This is a genomic window from Streptomyces sp. SM10 (genome assembly GCF_002910915.1).
Lineage (GTDB): Bacteria > Actinomycetota > Actinomycetes > Streptomycetales > Streptomycetaceae > Streptomyces.
This window is the reverse complement of the sequence record NZ_NEUF01000038.1, coordinates 38,416-51,513: the sequence shown is the minus strand read 5'-3', so window position 1 is coordinate 51,513 and position 13,098 is coordinate 38,416. Positions and strand designations below refer to the sequence as shown.

At 73.8% G+C, this 13,098-nt stretch carries 6 protein-coding genes; 5 read left to right on the top strand and 1 reads right to left on the bottom strand.

Features of this window, described 5'->3' with window-relative positions; genetic code table 11:
• Positions 1–22: 22 nt before the first annotated feature.
• Entirely contained in the window at positions 23–2,779 is a 2,757-nt protein-coding gene (locus B9S57_RS03555; RefSeq protein ID WP_103514071.1) for a lysylphosphatidylglycerol synthase domain-containing protein, read from the bottom strand.
• Positions 2,780–2,995: 216 nt separating this feature from the next.
• Here B9S57_RS03555 and B9S57_RS03550 point away from each other — a divergent pair, with 216 nt between their 5' ends.
• The 5 genes from B9S57_RS03550 (at position 2,996) to nudC (ending at position 13,075) form a co-directional block, all read left to right on the top strand.
• Positions 2,996–3,406: an MGMT family protein gene (locus B9S57_RS03550; RefSeq protein WP_103514070.1), complete on the top strand. Its 411-nt coding sequence runs from the start codon at positions 2,996–2,998 to the stop codon at positions 3,404–3,406.
• A 309-nt stretch (positions 3,407–3,715) separates the two neighbouring features.
• A complete protein-coding gene (locus B9S57_RS03545) occupies positions 3,716–7,078 on the top strand; it encodes an ATP-dependent DNA helicase (protein WP_103514069.1) in 3,363 nt (1,120 codons plus the stop codon).
• Between the two features lie 59 nt (positions 7,079–7,137).
• Positions 7,138–10,677, top strand: a complete 3,540-nt coding sequence (locus B9S57_RS03540; protein WP_103514068.1) for an ATP-dependent DNA helicase — start codon at positions 7,138–7,140, stop codon at positions 10,675–10,677.
• Positions 10,678–10,687: 10 nt separating this feature from the next.
• Positions 10,688–12,082 carry a dipeptidase gene (locus B9S57_RS03535; protein ID WP_103514067.1) on the top strand — a complete coding sequence of 465 codons (1,395 nt, stop codon included), beginning with the start codon at positions 10,688–10,690 and terminating at the stop codon, positions 12,080–12,082.
• Between the two features lie 45 nt (positions 12,083–12,127).
• Positions 12,128–13,075: an NAD(+) diphosphatase gene (gene nudC, locus B9S57_RS03530; protein ID WP_181011219.1), complete on the top strand. Its 948-nt coding sequence runs from the start codon at positions 12,128–12,130 to the stop codon at positions 13,073–13,075.
• Positions 13,076–13,098 lie beyond the last annotated feature (23 nt).

Below are 13,098 nucleotides of genomic sequence, written 5' to 3'. Positions count from 1 at the left end.
GGCGCACCCTCGCGCGTACGTTCTAGAGCTCGCCCTTGCGTGTCAGTTGGTTGAAGCAGATCCAGCCGGGAAGCACCGGCAGCCAGAGCGTCATCACGCGGTACAGCAGCACCGCCGGCGCGGCGACCTCCTTCGGCAGGCCCACGGCGATCAGACCCAGGGTCAGCGCGCCCTCGACCGCGCCCATACCGCCCGGGGTGGGCGCCGCCGATCCGAGGGCGTTGCCCGCGAGGAAGACGACCGCGATGCTCGCGTAGCTGAGCTGGGGGACGTCGGGACCGCTGAACGCGCGGATCGACGCGTCCAGGCACAGCACGAACAGCCCGGTCAGCAGCAGCATGCCGCCGATGCCCGTGACCAGCTTCTGCGGGCGCTGCACCACGTCGAGCATGCGCGGGACGACGCCGGCGAACAGCGAGCGCACCCGGGTGACGACGAACTTCCGCAGGAACGGGATCGCCGTCACCACGAGGACGAGCACGGCGACCGTGAGCAGTCCGGCGATGACGGTCCTCGACGGGGTGAGCGAATCCGGGGTCTTCTCCGTGCCGGTCAGGTACCCGAACAGCGCCAGCAGCAGGATGTGGGCGCCGAGGCCGAACAACTGGGACGCGCCCACGCTCGCCACGGCGAGCCCCGGGCGCACCCCGGCGCGTTGCAGGAAGCGTGTGTTCAGTGCGACACCGCCGACCGCCGCCGGCGCCACGATCTTCACGAACGACCCCGCCACCTGCGCCAGCACGGTCTTCCCGAAGGGCACCCGCTCCGGCACGAAGCCGAGCAGGCTCATCGCCGCGGCGATGTAGCTCAGGGCGGAGAAGCCCAGTGCAGCCGCCACCCAGCCCCACTCCGCCTGCTCCACGACCGTGCCGAAGTCGGCCTCGGTGACCTGTGAGATCAGGAAGTAGGCGGCGATCGAACCCGCGATGAAGCTGAAGAGGGTGCGCGGCTTGATGCGCTCCAGCCGGACCGGCTCCACCGGGGCCTGCGGCCTGATCAGCAGTACCTGGCCGCGGATCTGCGCGAGCATGTCCTCCTCGCGTGCCTCTTCCAGGGCGTCGTCCATCGCCCGCTTCTCCGCCTGCTTCTCCGTGCGCTGCGACTTGCGGACGGCCTTGCGGTCGCCGGCCGCCGAGGCGTCGTGCTCCTCCGCCCTGGTCTGCTTCGCCGCCTGCGAGGCCTCCAGCACCGCCTCCCGCTCGCGCTGCGAACGCTCCCGGGCGAGCCTGCGCAGCGTCGCCCGGGTGGAGCGGCTCAGCGCGATCGGCTGGAGCAGCGGCAGACAGTCGGCCACGGCGTCGGGACCGAGGACGGCGAGGGCCCCCGCGACGGCCCGTTCGGCGCCCACACGCAGCCCCGTGGTGGTGAGGAGCTGGGCGACGTCCATGCGCAGGATCAGGTCGCCCGCCGCGATCTCGCCGCCCCTCAGGTCGGTGACGAACACCGTGCCGGAACGATCCACCAGGATGGCGTCACCGGTGAGCCTGCGGTGCGCGATCCGCCGCGACTGGAGCGCCCTCACCTGCCGCCAGGCACCCCGCACCAGGTCGTCGGTGATCTCCTCGTCCTCCAGCGCGTCCAGCGAGCGCCCGCCGATGTGCTCGTAGACGAGCATCACGGCGTCGGGTCCGAGCTCGGACGTGGCGATCAGCTTGGGCGCGTTGGCCCCGGCCGCGATAGCCGCGTACGCGAGGAGCGCCTCCTGCTCCAGGGCCTGGCGCAGGGACTGGATCGAACGGCGCTGGGTGATGCTGCGCAGGGTGAGTCTGCGCCACACCCGGTAGAAGAAGCCCTGGGCCTGCTGTTCACGGTCGACGACCGTCACGTCCAGCGGTGGCCCGTCCTCCAGGGTGACCAGATAGCGGCGGCCCCGGTCGTTCTGGTCGATGTTGTCGGGTGCGTCCTCGGTGCGCATGGCGGCCACCGGACGGAAACCGACGTGGCGCAGACCGGCCATCAGGTGCTGTCCGGTCGGGCGGACGTTCGGCGAGCCGACCGCGTAGAGCGTGCCGTACGCCACGGTCCAGCCGATCAGCACGGTGAGGACGATCGAGAACGGTGTGGTGTAGCCGCCGACGAGCATCGCGAAGGCGTCCAGGAGCAGCACCACCCACAGCACGACCCGCCAGCGGGGTCTCCTGGCCATCCCGACGGCCGTCATGTAGGCGATGACAGGTGCCAGATACCCGTGCACCGGGTCGGTCAGCGCGTCCCCCGGCTGGGGCTGGGTCAGCGCCTCCCGGATGGTCCCGGGGGCCGACCTGGCCACCCAGAGATCGGTGGCCAGTGTCACCCCGTGGGCGAGCACGGCGGCGAGCACGCCGTCCGCGATCCGCAGCCCGTCGCGTTTGACCAGGCGTTCGATCGCGAAGGCGACCGGCACGAGGAGGACGGCGATGCTGGACACCAGACCGGCCAGCTTGATCAGCAGATCGGGGGCCTGGTCGGTGCCCTTGGAGATGTCGTCCTCGAGGCCGGTGGTCGTCCCCTGGGCGAAGGCGGCGATGGAGAAGAGCAGGACGATCGCGAGGACCCCGACGAGCAGCCGCAGCAGGTCGGAAGGGCGGTGCACACGGGCGGGCAGCAACGGTTCGTCGCCGGAGACACGGTCGGTCAGCGCGGCCCCGGACGACGCGAGCGTCGAGCCCGCGAGGTGCTCCGGGGGCCGGGGGGCCTCCCCGGTCCTCTCCGCCTCCGGCGCACCGGGCGTCTCCGGCGAACCGGGCGCGTCGGGGCGCGGCTCGGCGTCAGAGGCGTCGGCCGCCTTCGGTGGCTGCACGCCCTGCTCCTTAGCCTCTGATGGATCTTCGTGTTCTCGTATCACCGGTCACCGCCCGCATGATGGTGGCACGGCCTGCAGACAGAGGGGGGCATCAGGGTGCATTGCGCGGGTGCGATGCGCAACATACGCCGCTCCGCCCCCACGCGCACGCTGTGTGACCGGTCCGACATCGGACGGGCGCCGTTGTCGGTGCCGTACGGCAGGATGGGACGGATGAGCCAAGACCGGACGAGCGGTGACCGGACCGGTGCCGCGCCCGCAGGCCCCATGGCCCCCGAGCTGCCCGCGTACGCCGAGCGGGTCCTGGACGTGGCGGACCTGATCCCGCCCGGCCACGTCATGACCTACGGCGATGTGGCGGAGTGGCTGGGGGACGGCGGGCCGAGACAGGTCGGCCGGGTGATGGCCCTCTACGGCTCCGCGGCTCCCTGGTGGCGTGTGGTGCGGGCCGACGGGCTGATGCTGCCGGGGCATGAGCTGCGGGCGCTCGGCCACTACCGCGAGGAGGGGACCCCGCTGCGCCCGGCCCCGCGCGACGCCGACGGGCACGTCCCGCGGCTCGACATGAAGCGCGCCCGATGGGACGGCACGGCCGACGGTCCGGGCGAGGAAGCTCACACCTGACAGCTTCCGCCATCGTGCTCCTGCGGCACAGGCGACGGGCCGGTGAACAGGACGTCCCGGCGCGCCGGGGCCGTCCCGCGGGACGTGGCCGGTGTCCCCTGTGACGGAGGACGCGGCCCACCACCCGGTGTCCGCCCCGCCGCTGGCGTAGCGTCGTCCACACGCGGCACGCTCCGCCCCCTCATCCGTTCCGTCACGACCGGCCGTCCACCGGCCCCCGGCTCCGCCCGTCACACCGGGGCGGCCGTCACCACCAGGCCCAGGCCACACCGCGCAGACCGAGTACACCCACCAGGACCGGCGATCCACGTGAGCTCCTCCTTCACCACCCGGAACAGCCCGCACCGTCAGGCACGGCGGCGGGCTCCGGGCGCGTACCGGCTGGTGCGCACGCCGCCCGGAGCCGTGGAGCCCCCTCTCCTGGACGCGCCGCAGCGCGCGGTGGCCGATCACCGCGACGGCCCGCTCCTCGTCCTCGCCGGACCGGGCACGGGCAAGACCACGACCCTGGTCGAGACGGTCGCGCACCGCGTGGCCCGAGGGACCGATCCCGCCCGCATCCTCGTCCTCACCTTCAGCCGCAAGGCCGCGGTCGAGCTGCGCGACAGGATGGCGGCCCGGCTCGGCGGAACCAGGGGTCCGCAGGCGACCACCTTCCACTCCTACTGCTACGCCCTGGTCCGCGCCCACCAGGACGCCGACCTCTTCGCCGATCCGCTGCGCCTGCTCTCCGGACCCGAACAGGACGTCACCGTCCGTGAACTGCTCGCCGGCCAGCTCGGCCTGGAGCGGTCCGGGCTCGCCCACGTCCGCTGGCCCGACGAACTGCGCGCCTGCCTGACCACCCGGGGCTTCGCCGACGAGGTGCGCGCGGTGCTGGCACGCAGCCGGGAGCTGGGCCTCGGCCCGGACGCGCTGGCCGCCTTCGCCCGCCGCACCGGCCGCCCGGACTGGAGCGCCGCCGCCCAGTTCCTCGCCGAGTACCTCGACGTCCTGGACGCCCAGGGCGTCCTCGACTACGCGGAGCTGGTCCACCGCGCGGTCCTGCTCGCCGAGGAGCCGGAGGTCGCGGCGGAGCTGGCCCGGAGCTACGACGTCGTCCTCGTCGACGAGTACCAGGACACGGACCCCGCGCAGGTACGGCTCCTGCACGCGCTGGCCGGGAACCGGGGGAGCGCCGCCCCCGGCACCGGCGGCGGCCGGACACTGATCGCCTTCGGCGACCCCGACCAGTCGATCTACGCCTTCCGGGGCGCCGACGTGAACGGAATCCTCGACTTCCCGGACACCTTCCGCCGTGCCGACGGTTCACCCGCCCCCGTCGGCGTCCTCACCACCTCCCGCCGCTCCGGCGCGAAGCTGCTCGAGGCCACCCGGCTGCTCACCCGCCGCATGCCTCTCACCCGCCTGCCCTCGGCCAAGGTCCGCGCCCACCGGGAGCTGTCCCCGGTGCGCGACGGCGGCCGGGTCGAGACGTACACCTACCCGACGCCCTCCACCGAGCTGGAGAACATCGCCGACCTGCTCCGGCGCGCCCACCTGGAGGAGGGCGTGGCCTGGAGGGACATGGCGGTCCTCGTGCGCGCCGGCGGCCGTTCCCTCCCCTCCGTGCGCCGGGCGCTCACCTCCGCCGGGGTCCCCCTGGAGGTCGACGGCGACGACCTGCCACTGCGCCACGAGCCGGCGGTCGCCCCGTTCCTGGCCGCGCTGCGCACCGTCGCCACGGCGGCGCTGCACTCCGGCGTCGCCGAGGACGGGGAGGCCCGGTCCGGTGCCGGGAGCGACGGGGCGGCACCCGGCGCCCTCGACACCGAGACCGCCCTGGCCCTCCTCACCTCACCCCTCGGCTCCATGGACGCGGCCGACCTGCGCCGTCTCGGACGTGCGCTGCGCGACGAGGAACGTGCCGCCGGGAACCGCGTACCGCCGCCGTCCGGGGAGCTGCTGGCCCGGGCACTCGCCGAGCCCGAGCGGCTGGTCACACACGATCCGGCGTACGCCCGCGGCGCCCAGCGGCTCGGCGCGCTGCTGGCCAGGGCCCGCGAACTCCTCGAAGGAGGCGGCACCGCCGAGGAAGCCCTGTGGACCCTGTGGAACGGAACACCCTGGCCCGGCCGGCTGGAGCGGGCCGCGCTGCGCGGCGGGGCCGGCGGCCGGAACGCCGACCGGGACCTCGACGCCGTGTGCGCCCTCTTCGACACCGCGGCACGGGCCGAGGAACGCACCGGCGGACGTGGCGCGCTCAACTTCCTGGAGGAGGTCGACGCCCAGGACATCGCCGCCGACACCCTGTCCCGCCGCGCCGTGCGCCCCGACGCCGTACGCCTGATGACCGCGCACCGCTCCAAGGGACTGGAATGGCGCCTGGTGGTCGTCGCCGGGGTGCAGGAGGGTCTCTGGCCCGACCTGCGCCGCCGGGGCTCGCTCCTGGAGGCGGACCGGATCGGTCGGGACGGACTGGCCGAACCACTCACCCCGGGGGCGCTCCTCGCCGAGGAACGCCGCCTCTTCTACGTCGCCGCGACCCGGGCCCGCGACCGTCTCGTCGTCACCGCCGTCAAGGCGCCCGCCGACGACGGCGACCACCCCTCGCGCTTCCTCGCCGAACTCGGCGTCGAGCCCCGGGACGTCACCGGGCGCCCCCGTCGCCCGCTCGCCGTGGCCCCGCTCGTCGCCGAACTCCGGGCGACGACCGTCGACCCCGGTGCCTCGCCGGCCCTGCGCGACGCCGCCGCCCGCAGACTCGCCCGGCTCGCGGCGCTCACCGACGACGAGGGTGGGCCGCTGGTGCCCGCGGCCCACCCGTACCGCTGGTGGGGGCTGCACGAACCGACCAGGTCCGAGGTCCCGCTGCGCGACCGGGACCGTCCCGTCGCGCTCTCCGGGAGCGCGCTCGACCAGCTGGCCAACACCTGCGCCCTCCAGTGGTTCCTGGGCCGCGAGGTGAAGGCCGACGCCCCGGCGACGGCGGCGCAGGGCTTCGGCAACGTCGTCCACGTACTGGCCGACGAGGTGGCCTCCGGACGCACCGCCGCCGACCTGGACGTCCTGATGGAACGCCTCGACTCCGTATGGGACGGGCTGGTCTTCGACGCCCCCTGGAAGTCCCGGCAGGAGAAGGACCAGGCGCGCGCCGCCCTGGAGCGCTTCCTGCGCTGGCACGTCATGGACCGCGCGGGGCGTACCCCCGCCGCCAGCGAGCACGACTTCGACGTCACCCTCGAAGCGGGCGAGTACGCCGTGCGCATCCGCGGTTCCATGGACCGGGTCGAACAGGACACCGAGGGCAGGGCCTACGTCGTCGACTTCAAGACCGGCAAGGGGGCGCCGACCAGGGACGAGGTCGCCGCCCACCCCCAGCTCGCCGTCTACCAGCTCGCGGTCAGGGAGGGCGCCGTCGACGAGGTCTTCGACGGCCGCAGCCCCGAACCGGGCGGCGCCGAGCTCGTCCAGCTGCGCCAGCCCGCACCGAAGAAGGAGGGCGGCGACGCCCTTCCCAAGGTGCAGGCCCAGGAACCGCTCGCCGGCGAGTGGGTCTCCGACCTGCTCGCCACGGCCGCCGGACGGGTCCTGGACGAACGGTTCACCCCCACGACCGGTCAGCACTGCACCCACTGCACCTTCAAGGCGTCGTGCAGCGCCCAGCCCGAGGGCCGCCAGATCATCGAATGACCTTCCGGCCGCAACCGCACGGGTCCGCTGTGTCGGTGCGTCCGGTTAGCCTCTCTGGAGTGACCTCCCGCATCACCGACCCCGAGCAGCTCAAGGAGCTCCTCGGGATCCCCTTCACCCCCGAGCAGACGGCGTGCATCACCGCGCCGCCCGCCCCACAGGTGATCGTGGCCGGCGCGGGCTCGGGGAAGACCACGGTGATGGCCGCCCGCGTGGTGTGGCTCGTGGGGACCGGACAGGTCGCCCCCGAACAGGTCCTCGGCCTGACCTTCACGAACAAGGCCGCCGGCGAGCTCGCCGAGCGGGTCCGCAAGGCCCTCGTCGCGGCCGGGGTCACCGACCCCGACGTCATCGACCCGGACAACCCCCCGGGCGAGCCCAGCATCTCCACCTACCACGCCTTCGCCGGCCGGCTCCTCACCGACCACGGCCTGCGGATCGGCCTCGAACCCACCACCCGGCTCCTCGCCGACGCCACCCGCTACCAGCTCGCGGCCCGGGTGCTGCGCGAGGCACCCGGCCCCTACCCGGCCCTGACCCGGTCCTTCCCCACCCTCGTCAGCGACCTGCTGGCCCTGGACGCGGAGCTCGCCGAACACCTCGTACGCCCCGAGCAGCTCGCCGAGCACGACACCGGCCTGCTCCAGGCCCTGGAGACGGCCCGGCTCACCAACGCCGAGCTGCGCAGGATCCCGGAGACGGCAGCGGCCCGCCGTGAGCTGCTCGAACTGACCCGGCGCTACCGGTCGGCCAAGCGCAGCCGCGATCTGCTGGACTTCGGCGACCAGATCGCCCTCTCCGCCGAGCTGGCCCTCACCCGGCCCGAGGTCGGCGCCGTCCTGCGCGACACCTACCGGGTCGTCCTGCTCGACGAGTACCAGGACACCTCCGTGGCCCAGCGGCTGCTTCTTGCCGCGCTCTTCGGCGGCGGGGGCGGGAGCGGCACGGCAGGACACGCCGTCACCGCCGTCGGCGACCCCTGCCAGGCGATCTACGGATGGCGCGGTGCCTCCGTGGCCAACCTCGACGACTTCCCGCACCACTTCCCGCACGCCGACGGCACCCCCGCCACCCGCTACTCCCTCAGCGAGAACCGCCGCAGCGGAGGCCGTCTCCTCGATCTCGCCAACGGCCTCGCCGCACCCCTGCGCGCCATGCACGAGGGCGTCGAGGCGCTGCGCCCCGCACCCGGGGCCGAGCGGGACGGCACGGTCCGCTGCGCCCTCCTGCGCACCCACGCGGAGGAGATCGACTGGCTCGGGGACTCGCTCGCCCACCTCGTGCGGACCGGTACGGCGCCCGGGGAGATCGCCGTCCTGTGCCGGACCGCGGGAGACTTCCCCCGCATCCAGGCCGCCCTCGTCGCCCGGGACGTCCCGGTCGAGGTCGTCGGGCTCTCCGGGCTGCTGCACCTCCCCGAGGTCGCCGACCTCGTCGCCGTCTGCGAGGTCCTCCAGGACCCAGGGGCCAACGCCTCTCTGGTCCGGCTGCTCACCGGACCGCGCTGGCGGATCGGCCCCCGGGACCTCGCTCTGCTGGGGCGCCGCGCCCGCCTCCTCGTCCACCGCACCGCCCCCGGCGACGACGGCGCCGACCCGGACCGGCGCCTGGCCGAAGCCGTCGAGGGCATCGACCCCGCCGAGGTGATCTCGCTCGCCGACGCCCTCGACACCTTCCTGGAGTCGGGCGGGTCCGAGGACGACCAGCTGCCCTTCTCCGCCGAGGCGCGGGTCCGCTTCGCCCGCCTCGCCACCGAGCTCCGCGACCTCCGCCGCTCGCTGGCAGACCCGCTCATGGACGTCCTGCACCGCGTCCTCGCAACGACCGGCCTCGAAGTGGAGCTCTCCGCCTCGCCGCACGCCCTGGCCGCACGCCGCCGCGAGACCCTCGCCAACTTCCTCGACGTCGCGGCCGGCTTCGCCGCGGTCGACGGGGAGGCGACCCTGCTCGCCTTCCTCGGCTTCCTGCGGACCGCCGCGCAGTACGAGAAGGGGCTGGACAACGCCCTGCCCGGCGGCGAGGACACGGTGAAGGTCCTCACCGCCCACAAGTCCAAGGGCCTGGAATGGGACGTCGTGGCCGTCCCCGGCCTCGTCCCCGGCCAGTTCCCCAGCACACAGTCCCGGGACGCGTGGACCGCGCAGTCCCACGTCCTGCCGCACGCCCTGCGCGGCGACGCCCCCACACTCCCCGCCCTCCACTCCTTCGACGCCAAGGGCCTCAAGGCGTTCAAGGAGGAGATGAAGGGGCACCAGCACACCGAGGAGCTCCGCCTCGGCTACGTCACCTTCACCCGTCCCCGCAGCCTCCTGCTCGGCTCCGGCCACTGGTGGGGGCCGTCCCAGAAGAAGCCGCGCGGCCCGTCGGCGTTCCTGGACGCGCTGTACGAGCACTGTGCGGCGGGACACGGCGAGATCGAGGTCTGGCAGGAGGAGCCGGAGGAGGGTGAGGAGAACCCGGCGCTCCAGGACCGTGGCGCCGAGCAGGCATGGCCGCTCCCGCTCGACGACGCCGCCCTGGTCCGCCGCCGCGCCGCCCGCGACACGGTGCTCGCCCACCTGGATGCCCTGGCCGCCACGCCCGTCCCGGACGTGTACGAGGAGCCCCGGGACGATGAGCCCTACGGGGACGGGCCCCAGGACGGTCCTCCGCACGAGGAGGAGCCCCCGTACGAGGAGGCGCCGCTCCACGACGAGGCCGACGCCCCGTACGACGACCCGTTCCCGTACGACGACCCGTTCCCGGGCGGTGACCCGTTCCCGGGCGGTGACCCGGGCGCCGGCCCGTTCCCTGACGGTGGCCCGGCCGCGGATCCGGACGACGCGGGCCCGCCCCCGCACCGGAGGGCCGCCCCCGCACCACACGTTCCGGCCGCCCGTACGCCGGCGGACGCTGGCCTCACCCCGGAGGAGTCCCGCACCCTCGCCTCCTGGGACCGCGACCTCGACGCGCTCGCCGGTGAGCTGCGGCGTGCCCGTGCATCCGTGCACGACGTCGTCGTCCCCGCCACGCTCTCCGCCACCCAGCTCCTGCACCTCGCCGACGACCCCGACGGCTTCGCGCGGGAGCTCGCCCGCCCCATGCCCCGCCCTCCGCAGCCCGCCGCCCGCCGGGGCACCCGCTTCCACGCCTGGGTCGAGTCCCGGTTCGAGGAACTGCCGCTGCCCATGCTGGGGCCCGACGAACTCCCCGGAGGCGACGGGAGCGACGCGGAGATCGCCGACGAACGCGACCTCGCCGAGCTCAAGGAGGCCTTCGAGCGCACCGCGTACGCCCGGCGCACTCCGTACCGCGTCGAGACACCGTTCCAGATCACGCTCGGAGGCCGGGTGATCCGCGGCCGGATCGACGCCGTCTACCGCACGGGGGACACCTACGAGATCGTCGACTGGAAGACCACCCGGCACCGCACGGCCGACCCGCTCCAGCTCGCCGTCTACCGGCTGGCCTGGGCCGAACTGCACGGGCTGCCTCCGGAAGCCGTCACCGCGACCTTCCTCTACGTCCGCACGGGGGAGACCTCCCGACCCGAGGGGCTGCCGGGCCGGGAGGAACTGGAGAGGCTCCTGCTGGACGAGCCACCTCCGCAGGGCCGATAGGCTCATGAGCATGAGTGACACCCCGGACAGCGCCGTCCGTACGTACACCGAGCAGCACAGTGGGGCCTTCCTCGACGACCTCGCCGAGTGGCTGCGCATCCCCTCGGTGTCCGCTCAGCCGGAGCGCCAGGGGGACGTACGGCGCAGTGCGGAGTGGCTCGCCGGGAAGCTCGCGGAGACCGGGTTCCCGGTCACCGAGATCTGGGAGACCCCCGGAGCCCCCGCGGTCTTCGGCGAGTGGCCCTCGGAGGATCCCGACGCACCCGTCGTCCTCGTCTACGGCCACCACGACGTGCAGCCCGCGGCCCGCGAGGACGGCTGGAGCACCGACCCGTTCGACCCGGTGATCCGTGACGGCAGGATGTACGGACGCGGCGCGGCCGACGACAAGGGCCAGGTGTTCTTCCACACACTCGGTGTCCGCGCCCACCTCGCCGCGACCGGCCGCTCGACCCCCGCCGTGCACCTCAAGCTCCTCGTCGAGGGCGAGGAGGAGTCCGGCTCGCCGCACTTCCGCGCCCTGGCCGAGGAGCGGGCCGCTCGTCTCGAGGCCGATGTCGTGATCGTCTCCGACACGGGCATGTGGGACGAGAACACCCCCACCGTCTGCACGGGCATGCGCGGTCTCGCGGAGTGCGAGATCGAGCTGTCCGGGCCCGGCCAGGACATCCACTCCGGGTCCTTCGGCGGCGCCGTCCCCAACCCCGCGACCGCACTCGCCCGTCTCGTCGCGGCGCTCCACGACACGGAGGGCAGGGTCGCGGTCCCCGGTTTCTACGACGGGGTCGCCGAGCTCACCGAGGCCGAACGCGACCTCTTCGCCGAGCTGCCCTTCGACGAGGCCGCCTGGCTGCGCACGGCTTCCTCGCGGGCCACCGCGGGCGAGGCCGGCTACTCCACCCTGGAGCGGATCTGGGCCCGCCCCACCGCCGAGGTCAACGGCATCGGCGGCGGCTACCAAGGGGCGGGCAGCAAGACCGTCATCCCCTCGTCCGCCCTGGTGAAGCTGAGCTTCCGGCTGGTCGCCGGCCAGGATCCGGAGCGTATCCAGGAGGCGGTCCGCACCTGGGCCGAGGCCCAGGTACCCGCCGGTGTCCGCCACCGCATCACCTTCGCCCCCGCGACCCGCCCCTGTCTGACACCTCTCGGCCACCCCGCCCTCCAGGCGCTGGCCCGCGCCATGGGAACGGCCTTCGGGACGAAGGTCCTCTTCACCCGCGAGGGGGGCTCGGGGCCCGCCGCCGACCTGCAGGACGTGCTCGGCGCACCCGTCCTCTTCCTGGGCATCTCCGTACCGTCCGACGGCTGGCACGGCCCCGACGAGAAGGTCGAGCTCGACCTCCTCCTCAAGGGCGTGGAGACCACCGCCCATCTGTGGGGCGAGCTGGCCGACGCCCTCCGCTGAATCCTCTGAACGCCCGATCCACCCCCGGGGGAGTAGGAAGCACCTGTGAGCACCTTCGACAACGCCACCACGAACCGTCCCATCGGTTTCACCGCGCCCAGCGGTATCGACCGCGCCGCGCACCACCGGCTCGACGAGGCGTGGCTCGCCGCTGCCTGGAGCCACCCGACGACCAGAGTGTTCGTGGTGTCCGGGGGCCAGGCGCTCGTCGACGACACCCCCGACGGCGGCACCGAGCTCGTCATGACCCCCGCCTTCGAGGCGCCGGTCACCGAGACCCACCGTTACTTCCTGGGCACCGACGAACAGGGCGTGCGGTACTTCGCGCTCCAGAAGGACTCGCTGCCGGGCCGCATGGACCAGTCCGCACGCCCCGCCGGACTGCGCGAGGCGGGGCTGCTCCTGGGCCCGCGTGACGCCGGACTGATGGTGCACGCGGTGGCACTGGAGAACTGGCAGCGGCTGCACCGCTTCTGCTCACGCTGCGGCGAGCGCACCGTCATCGCCGCCGCCGGTCACATCCGCCGTTGCCAGGCCTGCGGGGCGGAGCACTACCCGCGGACCGACCCCGCGGTGATCATGCTGGTCACGGACGACCAGGACCGCGCCCTGCTGGGACGCCAGGTGCACTGGCCCGAGGGCCGCTTCTCGACCCTCGCCGGCTTCGTCGAGCCGGGGGAGTCGATCGAGCAGTCCGTGGTCCGCGAGGTGTTCGAGGAGGCGGGGGTCACCGTCGGCGAGGTCGAGTACGTCGCCAGCCAGCCCTGGCCGTTCCCCTCCAGCCTGATGCTCGGATTCATGGCGCGGGCCGTCTCCTCGGAGATCACCGTCGACGGCGAGGAGATCGAGGAGGCCCGCTGGTTCTCCCGCGAGGACCTGACGGCCGCCTTCGACTCGGGCGAGGTACTGCCGCCCTTCGGCGTCTCGATCGCCGCGCGCCTGATCGAGCTCTGGTACGGCAAGCCGCTCCCCAGGCCGGGCAACGCGGCCTGAGACACCCGCGCCGTCACTGACGA